This is a genomic window from Algisphaera agarilytica, from assembly GCF_014207595.1.
GTDB classification, from domain to species: Bacteria; Planctomycetota; Phycisphaerae; order Phycisphaerales; family Phycisphaeraceae; genus Algisphaera; species Algisphaera agarilytica.
Map to the genome: position 1 here is coordinate 3,319,337 of NZ_JACHGY010000001.1, position 15,903 is coordinate 3,335,239.

A 15,903-nucleotide genomic window follows, 5' to 3' on the forward strand; every position below is an offset into this window, starting at 1 on the left:
TCGCAGTCACTCCGAGAGGGGGCGGGGAGAGCAAGTATCAAGCAGCGCCGGGGCTGGGTCAAGCGTTGTGTCGCATCGGGGGGGATTCCCCGGGAGCCGGATGACCCCGAGGCGAGAAAAAAGGCCACGCCTGGTGGCAGGCGTGGCCCATGGGGTATCGACAGAGTTTGGCCGAGGACGCTCAGGCGCCGGCCAGCGCGCTGCGCTTGTCGGCGATGGTTTGGATGAGCGCCTTGTGGGGGTCGGCGAATTTCGCGGTGCCCTCAGCCATCAGCTGGTCTTCCATCTTCTGGATGTCAATCGTGGCGAACTCGTCGAGGATCGCTTGGTCGGGCAGGGTGCGAGAGGTGGGTTCGTAAACCCGGCCGATCTCGTCGAGCGCGGCGTTGGTGGCGGGGGGGTTGGTCTGGATGTCCGAGCCGGCCAGTGCGTCGACGTAGAAGTCCTTGGGCAGCTCGGGCTTCTTGGTGCCGGTGGAGGCGAAGATCATCTCCTGATCGAGCTTGAGACCCTTGTCGGCCCAGAACTCGTGGTTCTTGAGCCCGATGAGCTTGGCGTTGAGGATGCCGACTTGGCCCTGCAGGTCCGCGCTGAGTCCGGGGAGTTCTTTCTCGGTGTAGACATCGACGCGGGAGACGAAGATGGAGTACACGCTCTTAAACTCGTCGAGCTTGCCGTAGCGCTGCCGGCCCTTCCACACCGCATCACGGGCGGCGAGGTACTGGCGTTCGCTGAAGATCAGGGTGACGTTGAGCGTGATGCCGGCGGCGGCGAGCTCTTCGAGTGCACCGAGGCCCGCTTCGGTCGCGGGGACCTTGATCATGCGGTTCTGGTGGCCTTCGTTCCACTTCTTGCCGAGCTCGACGTATTTGGCCGAGCGTTCTTCGACCGACAGCGGGTTGGCGGTGTCTTCGAGCAGAGGGTCGAGCTCGAAGCTGATCCAGCCGTCGTTGCCCTGGGTGTCCGCCCACACGCCGGTGTACTCCTTCTGGGCTTCGACGACGAGATGGTCGGTCATGGCCCAGGTGAGGGCTTCGTCGTCCAGGCCCTGCTCGATGAACTCGTTGATCTTGTCGTCGAATCGTCCCGACTGCACGAGGTCCGCGATGATGCTGGGGTTCGAGGTGCAACCCGTGACGCCGGCGGTCTTGTTTTTGATGACTTCTTCGGGGTCGACGGAGTCGAGCCAAACGCGGGTGCCGGAGTCGATGAGCGAACGGAGGCCGGTGGGCATGGGGGTGATCCTTGAGCGGGGGGATAATCGAAAAAGCTGGCCGAGTCGTCAGTTTATCGATTCCATGTGAGAAATGGGTAATCCCCCTGAGGTGTCATCGGCCGGCTGTGCGCCGGATTCGATCTGCTCCCACTGATCCCAGCCCCGGTCGAGCCATTCAAGGAAATCCTGGGCATCGACATCCCGGTCGAGCCGGGCGAGTTCTTGGCCGTTTGCGTCGGTGATCAAGAGTGTCGGCAGGTAGGCGATCCGGTAACGGTCGGCGATCACGTTTTCATCGACGCCGGGGGAGGTGAGGTCCACGCTGTAGGCGTCAAAGCGGTCGTGGATGGCGTCCGCGACGTCGTCCTTGGAGAACACCCGCTTACTCATCGAATTGCAGGGCGGGCACCAGTCGGCGGTGAAGCGGATGAGCCGAGGCCGGTTGTCCGGGAATTCCCGCGCGGCGGAAGCGTAGGCCGACGACACCGGGTCGATGTGGCGGGAGGGCGTCTCGGCAGGGGTGAGCGTGGCCCACTGGACCTTCTCGGAAATCAGCGCCTGCCGACCCAGATCGATGATCAACGCCGAGCCCAACCCGATCAGCACCACCAGGGCCCACCGGGACGCAACCCGGGCCGGCGATCGGCGGTTCGAGGGCGGGTTTGTTTCAGACGTTGCCTGCATGGATCAACAACGTCCGGCGCAGGCAGAATGTTCCCGAAAAAGACGGGATTCGCCGGAAGCCAAGCAGAAAAACCGCGATTAGAGCATGGCGTTGGCCAGGAGCAACGCGATAAACATCATGACCGCTACAACCCAACCCGAGAGGGCCAGCCAGAACTCAGGCAGGGCGGTTAGGGGGTCTTCCTCAGGGATGGCGTTGACCTGCTCTTCTTCGGTGGAAGCGAGGGTCGCCAACGCTCCGACATCGAAGACCTTGCGGGCCTGCATGGGGGCTTCGCCCCGCTGGATGGATTGCAGGTCTTCGAGCATGTCCGCGGCCGAGGCGTAACGCTTGCTCCGGTCCTTGGCCATGCAGACTTCGATGACTTCGGAGATGCCGCTGGACAGCGACTTGTTGAGGTGATCCGGGGGCACCAGCGCGTTCTTGAGGTGCTTGTGCATGACCGTCGAGGGGTTGGCCCCGTCGAAGGGCACCTGGCCGGTGACCATGTGGTACATCGTGGCGCCCAGCGAGTAGATGTCGGCGCGGGCGTCGACGTCAACCTCGCCGCGGATCTGCTCGGGGCTGATGTAGTACGGCGTGCCGTAGGCTTTGCCGGCCTCGGCCTCGGCGGCCTCGACATCCGACACCGCACGGGCCAGGCCCATGTCGGCCAGCTTCGAGCCGTTGTCGGCGTTGGCCATCATGATGTTCTTGGGCTTCACGTCCCGGTGGATGAAGCCCTGCTTGTGGGCGTGGTCCAGCGCCTTGGCACACTCGATGCCGATGCGGACCGCGTCTTCTTCGGAGTAGACACCCTGTTCGGTGATGTCGTCGTAGACGGTGCGGCCGTCCACGAATTCCATCACGAAGTAGTGGTAATCGCCGCTCTTGCCGACGTCGAACGCCTGGACGATGTTGGGGTGGTTCAGCTTGGCCGCGGCTTTGCCTTCGGCGTAGAACCGGGCGACGAAGTCGGGGTTGTTGGTGAATTTCTGGGGCAGCACCTTGATCGCGACCATGCGGTCCAGCGAGATCTGCTTGGCCAGGAACACCCGGGCCATCGCCCCGGCCCCGAGCTGACGGATGATCTGATACCCCGGGATCTGGGCCCCGGCCCGCCGCTCCTCGAGCTCGGGCTTGAGACGATCCAGTTGCTTCTGCGTGACCAGCCCCTCGGCGATGAGCATGCTCGCCAGGCTGCCTTGTTTCGAATCGCCCGATGCCCCGCCGATCGACGACCCTTGCTTCACCCGCTCGAGCAGGCGGTTGACGTCCTGCTGGGCCGCCAAGCCTTTTTCGACGACCAGGCGGCCGACGGTCGAGTCCAGGTTGCTTTGGGTCTGTTCCACGGTGGAAGAAATCCGAGGGCGAGTGAGAAAACGAACAGGTCAGACGCAGCGCGGAAGTTGCGCCTCCACGCGAAGTGTAACCGCATTATGTCGTCTCGGCACCTAAAAACACCGCCGAGACGCGCGGACCCGTTGCTTCGCGGCGACGCAACGCCGAGAACCTTCCGATAACCGATCGCCTCGGTCCGGTCCGATCACTCTGTTTCTATCGAGCGTTGTCCGAGGCGACTTGACTCGGGGTTATGCCCATTGGTGTCACAAAGCCGAGGAAACGCCTAAGCTACAGAGACATGCTTTTACTGTCCCCCAACGACGGCGAGATCCACGCCACCCTGACGCAGCGACTGGCCCAGGTCGAATCCCGGTTCCGGGCCGAGCTGCTCAGCGACTTGCCGAACGTGAACACGCTCGCCGAACATGTCGAGCGCTACCGCGGCAAGATGCTCCGGCCGACGCTGGTTCTGGTCTCGGCCATGGCCGCCTACCCCGAGCGGGACGAGGACGAGCAGTTTCAGGACTGGGTGACCACCGTCGCCACCGTCGCCGAGATGGTCCACATGGCCACGCTGGTGCACGACGACATCCTCGACGAGGCCGAGATGCGTCGCCGCGGGGCGACGATCAACCACCTGCGCGGCAACGAGGCCGCGGTGATGCTCGGCGACTACCTCATCAGCCACGCCTATCACCTGTGCAGCGCGATCCCGCTTCCCGCCGCCTCGCGGGCCATCGCCGCGGCGACCAACACCGTGTGCGAGGGCGAGCTGCTGCAGCTGCACCACCGCGAGGACTGGGAGCTCGGCGAGCGCACCTATTTCGAGATCATCCGCCGCAAGACCGCGAGTTTGTGTGGGGTGTGCTGCCAGATGCCCGTCGTGCTGGAGACCGGCCAGGTCGACAGCGGCGCCGCGGTGGGGCAGACCCTCTTCGAATTCGGGCAGAAGCTCGGCGTGGCGTTCCAGATCATCGACGATGTGCTGGACCTCACCGGCAACCCCGAGGAAGTCGGCAAGACCCTCGGGCGGGACCTGGCCAAGGGCAAACTGACTCTGCCGTTGATCCACCACCTCGCTTCGGTGGGGGCTTCGGAGCGGGAAGCACTCGTGGCTGACCTGAAGCGGGGTGTGGACGACGATGCGGTGGCCCGTCTGCGTGAAGCAATCCGCGAAGGCGAAGGGCTGGATTACGCCAGGCAGTGGGCCGAGCGTTTGGTCGGCGATGCGAAGAGTTCGATCGAGATGCAGCTGCCGCCTTCAGACGCGAGGCAGCTGTTGGTAGGGATGGCCGACGCGGTGATTTCGCGGCGTTTCTAGGGTTTTTTGGAACAGAATCTGGAACACTGGGGTATTCGCCGTATATCGTTTGAGCCGATAAAAATTTGGCAACTGTTTCATTTTTTGTAATACGAAACCTCCTATCATATTCTCCATAGGTGCTCGGCTTCGGTCGATACCTGTAGTACCGCCGCGACGTGCGGCAAATATGGCTGAATTACCCTGAATCGAGGCCGGGGGTGGATCTCGAGCCATGAGCGATTCCAGAAAACGAGTCCTGATCTTCGGTAGCGACGTCTCGGCTAACGTGCCGGTGACGCAGATGCTGTCCGAGCACTTCGATGTCACCGCGACCGAGTCGATCGATGAGGCACTCGCGGCGCTTCGAGCCGACGAGTACCACGCGGTGTTTGCCGAGGCGGGGGACTTCCTGCCGCTCGAGCGCGGTCTGGTCGGCGACAAGTCCAGCGTGATCCTGAACACCATCGGCGAGGGCGTGTGCATCGTCGACGCCGACGGCCGGATGAGCTGGTCTAACAAGACCATGCGGGGCTTCACCCCCGAGACCACCGAACACACCAAGCGCATCTGCCGGCAAGCCCTGCAGATCTTTAAGTCCCAGGTGAGCGCGGCCGGCGAAACCTCGCAGCGCCGCTCCAAGAAGTTCACCTTCCAGGACAAAGAGAACTACTACGAGATGATCTGCTCGCCGGTCATCAACGACCGTGGCGAGGTCGAGCAGGTGGTCGCGGTCGTGTGGGACGCCAGCAGCGGCAAGCGTCTGCAGAGCAAGATCGACGCGATCGATGCCTCGGGCCGGGAACTCGCCCGCATCCAAGGCGAAGCCGTCGCCAGCAAGACGCCCGCCGAACGGCTGAAACTGCTGCAAGAAAAGATCATCAAGTACTCCAAGGACCTGATGCACTTCGACCACTTCGCGATCCGCCTGCTCGACAAGCGGACCAACAAGCTCGAAGTCGTCATCGCTGAAGGGCTGCCGCCCGAAGCGCTCGAAATCGACCTCTACGCCCAGCCCGAAGGCAACGGCATCTCCGGCTACGTCGGCGCGACCGGCCGGTCGTACATCTGCCACGACGTCGAGAAAGACCCGCGTTACGTCCTGGGCCTGCAGCACTCCAAGAGCTCGCTGACCGTGCCGCTCATGCTCTTCGACGAAGTCATCGGCGTGTACAACGTCGAGTCCGAAGAGATCGGCACCTTCAACGAAGACGACCGCCAGTTCGTCGAGATCTTCGGCCGATACGTCGCGATGGCGCTGAACATCCTCGACCTGTTGGTCGTCGAACGCTTCACCACCAGCAACACCATCACCGACAGCGTCATCCACGAGATCGAGGGCCCGCTCGATCAGATCGTGACCGAGTCGCAGAACCTGATGGAAGAGTACATCGGCGACGACGCCATGCGTGCCCGCCTCAACAAGGTGCTCTCCGGCGTCGAATCGATCCGCGACTCGATCAAGAACGTCAAGGCCGGCCCCGCCGCGGTCATCGGCTGCGACAAGGTCGAAGAAACCCAGACCGATCCGCTGCTCCACGGCAAGCGCATCCTCATCGCCGACGACGAGCCCAACATCCGCAAGACCGTCAAGGAAGTTCTCTCCAAGTTCGGCTGCGTCTGCACCACCGCGAAAGACGGCTACGAGGCGTGCAGCCTGCTTGACCAGGACCCGTTCGACCTGGTGATCTCCGACATCAAGATGCCGTACCGCAACGGCTACGAGATCTACGCCTCGGCCCAACGCGCCCGCGAAGGCATGCCCGTCGTCCTCATGACCGGCTTCGGCTACGACCCGCACCACTCGATCGTGCGTGCGTCGCAGGAAGGGCTTTCGACCGTGCTCTTTAAGCCGTTCAAGGTCGACCAGTTCCTCGAAGAGGTGCGCAAAGCACTCGACCCGGCGACGCAAGACGCCGCAACGGTGGAATGATTCAACTGAGCAAACGGACCGAATAGCCGGGACCTAACAGGTCCCGGTGCCGCGGCTACGGTCTACACCTAAGCGCGAGTTTGAGCTGCGGCCCCGGGGGCTGTTAGCCCCCGGCTGTTTTGTTGTGCGTATTGATTTCAGTATTCGCAACGCTCTGACGCTATCGTGTGCCCATGTCTCGTACCGCACGTTCTGCCGCCATCCAAGCTTTGATCCCCGCGGTTGAGCGGTTTCCCGATCTGCCGCTCGTTGAGCCGGACCTCGAAGGGCTGTCGCCTGCGGATGCGCGGTTGGCCACGGCGATCCACCGCACGACGATCCAGCGTTGGCTCACGCTCGAACATCTGCTCAAACGCCACCTCAAGCAGCCCATGCGGAAGATGCCCGCGGAGACCGTGGCGATCCTGCTGGGCGGGGCGGCGCAGCTCGTGTTGATGGATCGCCTGCCGGCGTATGCCGTGATCGACGAGAGCGTGCGGCTGACGCATGTGTTCGAGGTCAAGCGGACGTCGGGTGTGGTCAACGCGGTGCTGCGCAAGATCAGCGATTCGGTGGTGGGGCCGAGCGACGAGCCGTGGGCCGCGGCGCCCGATGGCTTGCCCGCGGCGGACGGCACCACGATCAAGCTCAAGGGGAAACTGCTGCCCAAAGCGGACAACTTGCTCGCGCACCTCGTCGTGGCGACAAGCCATCCGATGCCGTTGCTCCAACGCTGGTTCAAGCAGCACGGCCGCGAGCGTGCGACGGCCATCGCCCTGAATAGCCTGCAGAACCCGCCGACGTTTGTCGTTGAGAACGAGGCGTCGCAGCGGTGGGGCGGTTCGCACGCCGAGTTGGTCGACTGGCTGGCGGAAGATTCGAGCCGTCGCGTGCAGGACCCCGCGTCGCTGGCGTCGGTCGCGGCGTTGAATGGGCTTGATTTCCAGCCGCGCACGATCTTGGACCTGTGTGCAGGCCGGGGGACCAAGACGCGTCAGCTTCAGCAGGTTTATCCCGAGGCGGCGATCACCGCACACGACCCGGACGACGATCGCCGGGCGGACTTGGAGCAAGTCGAGGGCGTCTCGGTGGCCGAGCCCAAGCCCGGGCATCTGTTCGATTTGATCGTGCTGGACGTGCCGTGCTCGAACACGGGGGTGCTGGCCCGCCGCCCCGGGGCCCGCTACCGGGCGACCGAGGCGAATCTGAAATCGCTGGTGCAGTTGCAGCGAGAGATCGTCACCCGGGCCCTGGGCCACCTCGCCCCCGGCGGACGGCTGCTGTATTGCACCTGCTCGATCGAAGCGGAAGAAAACGACCAGCAGGCCCGCTGGATCGTCGACCAGGCCCCGGGGCTTTCGCTGGATAAGGAATCCACGATTTTGCCAGAATCCAGCATCCAGGGGGGGTCGGATGGCCATGACGGCAGCTATCATGCGGTGGTCGGCCACACACCGTCCTGAGTCTAATCAGGCCTCTTCGCCCGTGTGCTGTGCTTTTCGGCCGAGATTCAAAGGGACGTTCGATGCAGATTCAGATGGAACTCGCCCGCATCCTGATCAGCGAGACCGAGGACACCCACTACCTCGAGCTCCGCGAAGTCGAGCCCGCCTCCGGCGAGCCGCGCAAGTTCCCCATACTCATCGGTTTCAACGAGGCGGCGGCCATCGAACGCCGTCTGATGGGCCAAGTCCCGCCCCGGCCGCAGACCCACGAGCTGCTCGCCAGTGTGGTGGAAGAACTGGGTTACGAGCTGGAGCGGGTGGAGATCAGCGATCTCTCGGATCACACGTTCTTTGCCAAGCTGCACTTGCGTTCGATTTCCGATGAAAACGACGTGCGGGAGGTCGATTCTCGGCCGTCGGACGCGATTGCACTGGGCGTGGCCAATTCCGTGCCGATTTACGTCGCCGAGGCGGTTCTGGACGAGGTTTGCCGGACGCCGTAACCGGATGCGGCGGGGCGGTTTGGGGCCGCGGTCGGGGGAGGGTTGGAGTTTTCCCCAAAACGGGCTCGGGGGATGAATTTTTTGTTCACGTCCGGTTTGACAGAGGGCTGAGGGTCTGTACACTGTGCGGCTCGCCTCAATCGGCTCGTGCCGACCAGAGGTATCCGTACCGCTACTTGCTCAGGGCAAACGACAAGCATGGCTGCAGGACAGATCCGAATCCGAATGGAAGCTTACGACCACCAGGCGCTCGACGCCTCCGCCAAGGAGATCGTCGATCACGCCAAGCGTACCAACGCCAAGGTCGCGGGCCCCGTGCCGCTGCCCACCCGCATCGAGCGCTACACCGTGCTCCGCTCGCCGCACATCGACAAGAAGTCGCGTGAGCAGTTCGAGATCCGCACGCACAAGCGGATCATCGACATCAAAGAGCCCAACGCCCGTACGGTCGAAGCTCTGAACCGCTTGGTGGTCCCCGCCGGTGTGTTCGTCAAGATCAAGGCGTAGTTGAAGTAACGAATCGTTTTAGAACTCAATTTGCTCAAACAGGGACTCGGTCCTCTGCCCCAAAGCAAGACCGGCTGAAAAGCCCTCCCCGGAGATCAGAACCATGCCGAAAGCAATCCTCGGCCGCAAAATCGGAATGACCCGCCTCTACGACGGCGAAGGCGCCAACGTGCCCGTCACCGTCATCGAAGCGGGCCCGTGTTTCGTCAGCCAAGTCAAGACGCAAGAGACCGACGGCTACGACGCCATTCAAATGGCGTTCGAAGACGTCAAGGCTCGTAACTCGACCTTCCAGGTCATCGGTCACGACGCCAAGGCCGGTCTGGCTCCCAAGCGTTTCCACAAGGAAGTCCGCCTGGACGAGTCGGAAGTCGCTGAATACGAAGCCGGTCAGGAAATCAACGTGGAGTCGTTTGAGTCGACCGTGTTTGTCGACGTCACCGGCACCAGCAAGGGCAAGGGTTTTCAGGGCGGCATGAAGCGTCACGGCTTCGCCGGTCAGGAAGCCAGCCACGGCGTTGAGCGTAAGCACCGCTCGCCCGGTTCGATCGGCGGCCGTTCGTCGAACCTCGGTACCGGTAAGCCCAAGAAGGGCATCCGCATGGCGGGCCACATGGGTGCCGAGCAAGTTACCGTCCGCTCGTTGAAAGTGGTCGGCGTTGATAAAGAAAAGAATCTCCTGCTGGTGAAGGGCCCGGTCCCGGGTCCGAAGCAGGGTTTGATCTTCATTCGGGAGGCCAAGCGGCTTTACAAAGGTAAAGCCAAGCTCGCTGCTGCGGCAGGATAAGTCGGGTGAGGTGTGAGGCATAAGGGCCGAGGTTTGAGTTTGTTGCTCAACCCTCACTGCTCAAGCCTCAGTCCTCCGAATCGAAACTGTCTTGCCAAGACAACTGGGCCTCACCGAGTTCTCCAGGAGCTCAAACCGACCACGGCGGATGCCGCGGCGGGGCGGCTTCTTCACCGAGGGCGAAAAGCACGCAGTTGCAACACCGCAACCCGTAGGTAACGAAAATGATCGAAATCCCCATCTACAACACGTCGGGCGACCAAACCGGCACGTACACCATCGATCCGAGCTTGCTCGGAGGCGAGGTGCGTCCTGCGTTGCTCAAGCAGGCCTTTGTCCGCTTCCACGCCAACCGCCGCTCGGTCAACGCGACCACCAAGTCGCGCAGCATGGTCAACGGCTCGGGCAAGAAGCTCTACAAGCAAAAAGGCACCGGCAACGCTCGTCGTGGCGACAAGAAGGCCAACATCCTCCGCGGCGGTGGTAACGCCCACGCCAAGGTCGGCCACTCGTGGCGTCAAGGCATGCCGACCAAGATGCGTCGCCTGGCCAACCGCAACGCTCTCTTGGCCAAGGCCGTCGACGGCGAAATCAAGCTGATCGACGACGCGGGCAAGTTTGAAAAGCCCAGCACCAAGCAATTCGCCTCGCTCCTCTCCGCCCTCAAAATCGACCGCACCTGCCTGGTCGCCCTCGCCGATGTGACTTCCGCCGAAGCCAAGTCCGCGAAGAACCTCGACAACATCGACACCACTCAGATCGACCGCCTCAACGCGTTCGACCTGCTCAACCACCGCTACCTTGTCGCCCACAAGGACGCTTTCGAAGCGTACGTCACCAAGGTGACCCAGGGTGTCAAGGCTCACACCGTGGAGGCTGCGTAATCCCATGGCATACATTGAAGCCACCGACATCGTGAAGAAGCCGCTCATCACCGAGAAGACCACCTGGGAATCCGGCGACCGCAACCGCTACTCGTTTGAAGTGGCGATGAAGGCCCGCAAGCCCCAGATCAAAGCGGCCATCGAGAAGCTCTACGGCGTCCGCGTCGAGCGCGTCTCGACCCAGATCCGCAAGGGCAAGTACTTCCGCACCCGCTTCGGCCCGGCCAAGAGCTCGGACTGGAAGAAGGCCACCGTGCAGCTGCACGAAGAAGACCGCATCGAACTGTTCTAATTAATCCGTTAGCCCTGGGCTCTGCCCAGGGACGTCCCCGGGCAAAGCCCAGGGCTAAAGGGCACTTACCATGGCCATTCGCAACTACAAACCGACTACGCCCAGCCGGCGCGACGCTTCGGTCAACCTCTACTCCGAGGTGACCAAGACCAAGCCCGAGAAGACGCTCCTCTCCAAGAAGCGTAAGTTCGGCGGTCGCAACAACCAGGGCAAGATCACCGTCCAATCGCGCGGCGGTGGCAACAAGCAGCGTTACCGTCGGATCGACTTCGCTCGCAAGAAGGACGACATACAGGCGACCGTGGTCGGCATCGAATACGACCCCAACCGCTCGTCCAACATCGCTCTGCTCGAGTACGCCGACGGTGAAAAGCGTTATATCATCGCTCCCATCGGCCTGACCGACGGCATGACCGTCGTCTCCTCGGCCGAGAAGGCTGAGCCGGTCGTGGGCAACAGCATGCCGCTGGGCAAGATCCCCACCGGTCTGAACGTGCACTGCATCGAGCTGGTCCCCGGCAAGGGCGCTCAGCTCTGCCGCTCGGCGGGCACCTACGCTCGCCTGACCAACCGCGAAGGCCAATGGGCCACCCTCGTCTTCCCCTCGGGCGAAGTTCGTCAGGTGTCGGTCGAATGCCGGGCCACCCTCGGCCAGGTTGGCAACACCGACCACAACAAGACCAGCCTGGGTAAGGCCGGTAAGTCCCGCCACCTCGGCAAGCGTCCCCACACCCGTGGTATGGCCAAGAACCACCACGAACACCCCATGGGCGGTGGTGACAATAAATCGTCGGGTAACCGTCCCCCCGCTCAGCGGTCCGGCACCCTCGCGAAGGGCGGCCGCACCCGCAAGAACGGCAAGGCCTCGAACAAGCGGATCATCCGCCGCCGTGTCTCGAAGCGTTACGGTCAACTGAAACTCAAGTAATCGGAAGCAAACCCGGTGTTTGGACGTTGAGCCAAACGCCTTCTACGGAACACCACCATGCCACGCAGCCTCAAAAAAGGTCCCTACGTCGACTTCAAGCTCTACCGCAAGGTCGAGAAGCTGAACCAGATGGACCGCAAAGAGCCCATCAAGACCTGGGCCCGCAACTGCACCATCGTGCCCGAGTTCGTTGGCCACACCTTCCTGGTCCACAACGGCAAGGCTCACCTGAACGTGTTCGTCACCGAAGACATGGTCGGCCACAAGCTCGGCGAGTTCAGCCTGACCCGTATGTTCCGTTCGCACACCACCGGCACCAAGGCCCAACGGGCCGCCATGGGTCGTTAATCACACTGGAAACCACTTGCCGCTTGCGGCTTAGCCACGAGAACAAGCAATGCCTTACACCAACGTCCACCGCATGGCCCGCATCAGCCCGCAGAAAGTTCGACTTGTCGTCGATCAGATCCGCGGCAAGAGCTACGCCGACGCCCTGACCACCCTCGAGCTCTCCAAGCTCCGTGCCGCCGTCCTGGTCAAGAACGCTCTGGTCGCCGCGTACAACAACGCCGACCAGGCCGAGGCCAACACCCGCAGCCTCAAGGTCAGCGAAGCCCGCGTCGATGCCGGCCCGACCATCAAGCGGTTCCAACCCAAAGACCGTGGCCGCGCTCACCCCATCCTGAAGCGCACCAGCCACATCACCGTGAGCGTCGACGAAGCGTAAACCGACCCGGACGTAAAAGAACCTGATCCCGTTTAGCCGTCGATCGCAGATCGACGCTCCCGAAACGAAAGAGACCCACCATGGGACAAAAAGTACACCCCTTCGGCTTCCGCGTCGGCATCACCGAAGCTCACCGCAGCCGCTGGTACGCACCGACCAAGGCCTTCTACGGCGAACTGCTCATCGAGGACCAGCGCATCCGCAACTACCTCGACAAGCAACTCAACCGTAAGCCCCCGTTCGCGGCCGTGTCCGACATCCACATCGAGCGCACCCGCGAAGAGCTGAAGATCATCATCAAGACCGCTCGCCCCGGCTTGGTCATCGGCCCCAAGGGCGCCGAGATCGACCGCCTCACCGGCGACCTGCAGCACCTGACCGGCCGTAACGTGTCGATCAACTGCATCGAAGTCAGCAACCCCGACGCCGACTCGAAGCTCGTCGCCGAGTCGATCGCCGAGCAGCTCGCCAAGCGGGCCAGCTTCCGCCGCGTCATGAAGATGAAGGCCGAAGCCGCGATGACCGCCGGTGCCAAGGGTGTGAAGATCATGCTCTCGGGCCGCCTGGGTGGCCACGAAATGAGCCGCAGCGAAGACATCCGCATGGGTGCGATTCCGCTGCAGACCCTTCAGGCTGAGATCGACTACGGCTTCGCCGAGTCGAACACCACCTACGGCATCATCGGTGTCAAGGTGTGGATCTACAAGGGCATGTACCACGAAGTCGCCGAAGGCGAAATCGAATCCAAAGCCGCCGGTGCCCGTCCCCGTGCCCGTGGCCGCCGTTAATCGAAACTGAAACGAACCGAATTGTTTAGTCGTCGATCATTGATCGACGCTCCCAACGGAGCAACCCGATGCCTCTTCTTCCCAAACGCGTCAAATTCCGCAAGCAGCAACGCGGCACCCTCAAGGGCAACGCCCAGCGTGGCAACAAGGTCTCGTTCGGCGACTACGCCCTGCAAGTCACCGAAGGTGGCTGGCTGACCGCCCGTCAGATCGAGGCCGGCCGTATCGCCGCTCGTCAGTACGTCGCCCGTGAAGGCAAGCTGTTTGTCCGCGTCTTCCCCGACAAGCCGATCTCCAAGAAGCCTCTGGAGCAACGGATGGGTAAGGGTAAGGCCGAGCCCGAGTACTGGGTGGCCCGCGTGAAGCCCGGCACCGTGGTGTACGAGCTGGCCGGCGTCCCCCGCGACATCGCCAAGAAGGCGTTCGTCCGCGTGGCTCACAAGCTGCCGTTCAAGTGCCGCTTCGTGGAGCGTCGTAACCACCTTTGATCCCTGCATAAAGCCGCGGATGCCATCCGCGATCTTGGAACCGAACCATGAAAGCCAACGAAGTCCACAAAATGAGCGACGCCGAGCTGGTCGAAACCGTCGGCCAACTGCGCAGCCGCCTCTTCGAGCTCCGCACCCAGTCGGTGACCGAGAAGCTCGAGAACCCCAAGGAGCTGGGCAACATCCGTCGTGACATCGCCCGTGTGCTCACCGAAAAACGTACCCGCGAAATCGCATCGACCCAGGAGTCGAACTAAGCCATGACCACCGAAACCCCCACCAACGATCGTCCGCTGCTCGGTACCAAGGTCGGCGTCGTCACCAGTGATAAGCGTGACAAGACCCGCACCGTGGCCGTGGCCTACAAGGTTCAGCACCCCAAGTACGGCAAGTTCATCAAGAAGACCCAGAAGTTCCAGGTCCACGATGAGCAGAACGACTGTAAAGAAGGCGACCGCGTCCGCATCGCCCGCTGCCGTCCGCTGAGCAAGACCAAGAGCTGGCGTCTGGTGGAAGTCGTTGAGTCGGCCCTCCCCCCGGTCACCAACGTGCCCGCCCCCGAAATCGAAGAACTCGCCCCCGCCGCCGAAGAGTCGGCTGAGTAAGCAACCCTTAACGTTTAGCCGTCGATCGACGATCGACGCTCTCCCCGGCAAGACCGGCAGGAAGTAAGTCATGATCCAAGTTGAATCCAGAGTCGATGTGGCCGACAACTCCGGCGCCAAGATCGCTTACGTGATCCGCGTCCTGGGGACCTCGACCGCCCGTGGCAAGACCACCCGGCCGACCGCGACCGTGGGCGACAAAGTCGTCTGCTCGGTGAAGAAGTCCCTGCCCGGCAGCGACATGAAGACCGGCACGATCGTCAAGGGTGTCGTCGTCCGCACGAACTACCCCGTGCGTCGTAAGGACGGCAGCTACGTCCGCTTCGACAAGAACGCGATCGTCCTCATCGACGACGAAGGCAACCCCCGCGGTACCCGCATCTTCGGTGCGGTCGCCCGTGAGCTGCGTGAACAGAACTACATGAAGATCGTTTCCCTCGCGACGGAGGTCGTGTAAGCCCTTAGCGGTTTTACGAAAGAACAGCCATGCCAAGACACATCCGCAAAGGCGACAACGTGATCGTTCGCACCGGCAAGGACAAGGGCCGTACCGGCGAAGTCCTCCGCGTCCTGACTGACAAGCAAGACCCCGGCGCCGAGCGCGTCGTGGTCAAGGGCGTCAACGTCCGTGTGAAGCACATCAAGCCCAGCCAAGCCAACCCGCAGGGCGGCACCGTCAGCCTGGAGATGCCCATCCACATCTCCAACGTCAGCCCCGTCGACAACGCCGGCAAAGCCACCCGCGTCCGCTACGAAACCAAGGACGACGGCAGCAAGATCCGCGTCGCCGCGACCACCGGCGAGCAGATCGGCCCCGAACTGAAGAAGGCTAAATAACCAGACACCCGTTTAGCCGTCGATCGTTGATCGACGCTCTCAAGAAAGAGAACACACCATGCCTCCTCGCATGCAAGAAAAATTCAACGGCCCCGTGACCGAGAAGATCAAGGCCGAGTCCGGCATCACCAACCCCATGGCGATGCCCAAGCTCGACAAGATCGTCGTCAGCGTGGGTATGGGTAAGCTCATCGAGGGCACCAAGCTCAACGCCCGTGCCAAGGAACAGGTCGTCAAGGACCTGGCCCTGATCACCGGCCAGAAGCCCATCATGACCGTCGCCAAGAAATCCGTGGCGAACTTCAAGGTCCGTGCGGGCTACGAGAACGGTGCGATGGTCACCCTCCGCGGCCCCCGCATGTGGGAATTCTTTGATCGCCTGGTCAGCCTGGCCATGCCCCGCATCAAGGACTTCCGCGGCTTCAAGGACAAGTCGTTCGACGGCCGTGGCAGCTACTCGTTCGGTCTAACCGAGCAGGGCATCTTCCCCGAAGTCGACATGGCCAACGCCCAGCACACCTTCGGCATGCACATGACCCTGGTGTTCAAGAACTCCACCGATGAGATCAGCCGCGTGGCTCTGGCCGAGCTCGGCTTCCCCTTCGTCAAGCCCGAAAAGAAGAACGGCTGAACCGAACCTGATTTTTAACCGCCGTGACGCACGGCCGAATGAGAC

The 15,903-nt window shown here is 62.5% G+C and carries 21 protein-coding genes; 18 read left to right on the forward strand and 3 right to left on the reverse strand.

The window, feature by feature from the left end:
* Positions 1-181: 181 nt before the first annotated feature.
* The 3 genes from HNQ40_RS14330 to HNQ40_RS14340 all read right to left on the reverse strand — a co-directional run bounded on the left by HNQ40_RS14330 (position 182) and on the right by HNQ40_RS14340 (position 3,232).
* Entirely contained in the window at positions 182-1,234 is a 1,053-nt protein-coding gene (locus tag HNQ40_RS14330) for a transaldolase family protein (RefSeq protein ID WP_184678515.1), read from the reverse strand.
* Positions 1,235-1,282: 48 nt separating this feature from the next.
* The gene (locus tag HNQ40_RS14335; protein WP_184678516.1) at positions 1,283-1,900 is read right to left on the reverse strand and encodes a thioredoxin family protein; all 618 of its coding nucleotides are present in this window, start codon (positions 1,898-1,900) and stop codon (positions 1,283-1,285) included.
* Positions 1,901-1,978: 78 nt separating this feature from the next.
* On the reverse strand, positions 1,979-3,232 hold the full coding sequence (locus tag HNQ40_RS14340) for a serine/threonine protein kinase (protein WP_184678517.1): 1,254 nt from the start codon (positions 3,230-3,232) through the stop codon (positions 1,979-1,981).
* Positions 3,233-3,522: 290 nt separating this feature from the next.
* Between HNQ40_RS14340 and HNQ40_RS14345 the strand changes: the two genes are divergently transcribed.
* The 18 genes from HNQ40_RS14345 (at position 3,523) to rplE (ending at position 15,858) form a co-directional block, all read left to right on the forward strand.
* Positions 3,523-4,545, forward strand: coding sequence for a polyprenyl synthetase family protein (locus tag HNQ40_RS14345; RefSeq protein WP_184678518.1), 1,023 nt, complete (start codon positions 3,523-3,525; stop codon positions 4,543-4,545).
* Positions 4,546-4,759: 214 nt separating this feature from the next.
* Complete coding sequence (locus tag HNQ40_RS14350) at positions 4,760-6,457, forward strand: response regulator (RefSeq protein WP_184678519.1); 1,698 nt, start codon at positions 4,760-4,762, stop codon at positions 6,455-6,457.
* A 173-nt stretch (positions 6,458-6,630) separates the two neighbouring features.
* Positions 6,631-7,899 carry a transcription antitermination factor NusB gene (locus tag HNQ40_RS14355; protein WP_184678520.1) on the forward strand — a complete coding sequence of 423 codons (1,269 nt, stop codon included), beginning with the start codon at positions 6,631-6,633 and terminating at the stop codon, positions 7,897-7,899.
* Between the two features lie 62 nt (positions 7,900-7,961).
* Positions 7,962-8,384: a bifunctional nuclease family protein gene (locus tag HNQ40_RS14360; protein ID WP_184678521.1), complete on the forward strand. Its 423-nt coding sequence runs from the start codon at positions 7,962-7,964 to the stop codon at positions 8,382-8,384.
* 198 nt (positions 8,385-8,582) lie between these two features.
* Positions 8,583-8,891 (forward strand): 30S ribosomal protein S10, encoded by a 309-nt coding sequence (gene rpsJ, locus HNQ40_RS14365; RefSeq protein ID WP_184678522.1) that lies wholly within the window; start codon positions 8,583-8,585, stop codon positions 8,889-8,891.
* A 103-nt stretch (positions 8,892-8,994) separates the two neighbouring features.
* Positions 8,995-9,678 carry a 50S ribosomal protein L3 gene (rplC, locus tag HNQ40_RS14370; RefSeq protein ID WP_184678523.1) on the forward strand — a complete coding sequence of 228 codons (684 nt, stop codon included), beginning with the start codon at positions 8,995-8,997 and terminating at the stop codon, positions 9,676-9,678.
* Positions 9,679-9,902: 224 nt separating this feature from the next.
* A complete protein-coding gene (gene rplD, locus HNQ40_RS14375; protein WP_184678524.1) occupies positions 9,903-10,562 on the forward strand; it encodes a 50S ribosomal protein L4 in 660 nt (219 codons plus the stop codon).
* A 4-nt stretch (positions 10,563-10,566) separates the two neighbouring features.
* Positions 10,567-10,854: a 50S ribosomal protein L23 gene (gene rplW, locus HNQ40_RS14380; protein WP_184678525.1), complete on the forward strand. Its 288-nt coding sequence runs from the start codon at positions 10,567-10,569 to the stop codon at positions 10,852-10,854.
* Between the two features lie 70 nt (positions 10,855-10,924).
* Complete coding sequence (gene rplB / locus HNQ40_RS14385) at positions 10,925-11,782, forward strand: 50S ribosomal protein L2 (protein WP_184678526.1); 858 nt, start codon at positions 10,925-10,927, stop codon at positions 11,780-11,782.
* Positions 11,783-11,839: 57 nt separating this feature from the next.
* Positions 11,840-12,130, forward strand: a complete 291-nt coding sequence (rpsS, locus tag HNQ40_RS14390; protein ID WP_184678527.1) for a 30S ribosomal protein S19 — start codon at positions 11,840-11,842, stop codon at positions 12,128-12,130.
* A gap of 49 nt (positions 12,131-12,179) precedes the next feature.
* Complete coding sequence (rplV, locus tag HNQ40_RS14395) at positions 12,180-12,509, forward strand: 50S ribosomal protein L22 (RefSeq protein ID WP_184678528.1); 330 nt, start codon at positions 12,180-12,182, stop codon at positions 12,507-12,509.
* Positions 12,510-12,589: 80 nt separating this feature from the next.
* Positions 12,590-13,297, forward strand: a complete 708-nt coding sequence (rpsC, locus tag HNQ40_RS14400) for a 30S ribosomal protein S3 (protein WP_184678529.1) — start codon at positions 12,590-12,592, stop codon at positions 13,295-13,297.
* Between the two features lie 68 nt (positions 13,298-13,365).
* On the forward strand, positions 13,366-13,785 hold the full coding sequence (gene rplP / locus HNQ40_RS14405) for a 50S ribosomal protein L16 (RefSeq protein ID WP_184678530.1): 420 nt from the start codon (positions 13,366-13,368) through the stop codon (positions 13,783-13,785).
* A 47-nt stretch (positions 13,786-13,832) separates the two neighbouring features.
* A complete protein-coding gene (rpmC, locus tag HNQ40_RS14410) occupies positions 13,833-14,042 on the forward strand; it encodes a 50S ribosomal protein L29 (protein ID WP_184678531.1) in 210 nt (69 codons plus the stop codon).
* A 3-nt stretch (positions 14,043-14,045) separates the two neighbouring features.
* A complete protein-coding gene (rpsQ, locus tag HNQ40_RS14415; RefSeq protein ID WP_184678532.1) occupies positions 14,046-14,390 on the forward strand; it encodes a 30S ribosomal protein S17 in 345 nt (114 codons plus the stop codon).
* Positions 14,391-14,460: 70 nt separating this feature from the next.
* Positions 14,461-14,847 (forward strand): 50S ribosomal protein L14, encoded by a 387-nt coding sequence (gene rplN, locus HNQ40_RS14420; protein ID WP_184678533.1) that lies wholly within the window; start codon positions 14,461-14,463, stop codon positions 14,845-14,847.
* 29 nt (positions 14,848-14,876) lie between these two features.
* Positions 14,877-15,227, forward strand: coding sequence for a 50S ribosomal protein L24 (rplX, locus tag HNQ40_RS14425; RefSeq protein ID WP_184678534.1), 351 nt, complete (start codon positions 14,877-14,879; stop codon positions 15,225-15,227).
* 58 nt (positions 15,228-15,285) lie between these two features.
* A complete protein-coding gene (gene rplE / locus HNQ40_RS14430) occupies positions 15,286-15,858 on the forward strand; it encodes a 50S ribosomal protein L5 (RefSeq protein WP_184678535.1) in 573 nt (190 codons plus the stop codon).
* Positions 15,859-15,903 lie beyond the last annotated feature (45 nt).

What these genes read in the sequence shown, in the direction of transcription:
- rplW (WP_184678525.1), top strand. Translation starts at nt 10,567, where the DNA reads ATGGCATACATTGAAGCCACCGACATCGTGAAGAAGCCGCTCATCACC.
- HNQ40_RS14355 (WP_184678520.1), top strand. Translation starts at nt 6,631, where the DNA reads ATGTCTCGTACCGCACGTTCTGCCGCCATCCAAGCTTTGATCCCCGCG.
- rplN (WP_184678533.1), top strand. Translation starts at nt 14,461, where the DNA reads ATGATCCAAGTTGAATCCAGAGTCGATGTGGCCGACAACTCCGGCGCC.
- rplC (WP_184678523.1), top strand. Translation starts at nt 8,995, where the DNA reads ATGCCGAAAGCAATCCTCGGCCGCAAAATCGGAATGACCCGCCTCTAC.
- HNQ40_RS14335 (WP_184678516.1), bottom strand. Translation starts at nt 1,900, where the DNA reads ATGCAGGCAACGTCTGAAACAAACCCGCCCTCGAACCGCCGATCGCCG.
- HNQ40_RS14330 (WP_184678515.1), bottom strand. Translation starts at nt 1,234, where the DNA reads ATGCCCACCGGCCTCCGTTCGCTCATCGACTCCGGCACCCGCGTTTGG.
- rplD (WP_184678524.1), top strand. Translation starts at nt 9,903, where the DNA reads ATGATCGAAATCCCCATCTACAACACGTCGGGCGACCAAACCGGCACG.
- HNQ40_RS14360 (WP_184678521.1), top strand. Translation starts at nt 7,962, where the DNA reads ATGCAGATTCAGATGGAACTCGCCCGCATCCTGATCAGCGAGACCGAG.
- rpsS (WP_184678527.1), top strand. Translation starts at nt 11,840, where the DNA reads ATGCCACGCAGCCTCAAAAAAGGTCCCTACGTCGACTTCAAGCTCTAC.
- rpmC (WP_184678531.1), top strand. Translation starts at nt 13,833, where the DNA reads ATGAAAGCCAACGAAGTCCACAAAATGAGCGACGCCGAGCTGGTCGAA.
- rplX (WP_184678534.1), top strand. Translation starts at nt 14,877, where the DNA reads ATGCCAAGACACATCCGCAAAGGCGACAACGTGATCGTTCGCACCGGC.
- rpsC (WP_184678529.1), top strand. Translation starts at nt 12,590, where the DNA reads ATGGGACAAAAAGTACACCCCTTCGGCTTCCGCGTCGGCATCACCGAA.
- rplP (WP_184678530.1), top strand. Translation starts at nt 13,366, where the DNA reads ATGCCTCTTCTTCCCAAACGCGTCAAATTCCGCAAGCAGCAACGCGGC.
- HNQ40_RS14345 (WP_184678518.1), top strand. Translation starts at nt 3,523, where the DNA reads ATGCTTTTACTGTCCCCCAACGACGGCGAGATCCACGCCACCCTGACG.
- rplB (WP_184678526.1), top strand. Translation starts at nt 10,925, where the DNA reads ATGGCCATTCGCAACTACAAACCGACTACGCCCAGCCGGCGCGACGCT.
- rpsJ (WP_184678522.1), top strand. Translation starts at nt 8,583, where the DNA reads ATGGCTGCAGGACAGATCCGAATCCGAATGGAAGCTTACGACCACCAG.
- rplE (WP_184678535.1), top strand. Translation starts at nt 15,286, where the DNA reads ATGCCTCCTCGCATGCAAGAAAAATTCAACGGCCCCGTGACCGAGAAG.
- rplV (WP_184678528.1), top strand. Translation starts at nt 12,180, where the DNA reads ATGCCTTACACCAACGTCCACCGCATGGCCCGCATCAGCCCGCAGAAA.
- HNQ40_RS14350 (WP_184678519.1), top strand. Translation starts at nt 4,760, where the DNA reads ATGAGCGATTCCAGAAAACGAGTCCTGATCTTCGGTAGCGACGTCTCG.
- rpsQ (WP_184678532.1), top strand. Translation starts at nt 14,046, where the DNA reads ATGACCACCGAAACCCCCACCAACGATCGTCCGCTGCTCGGTACCAAG.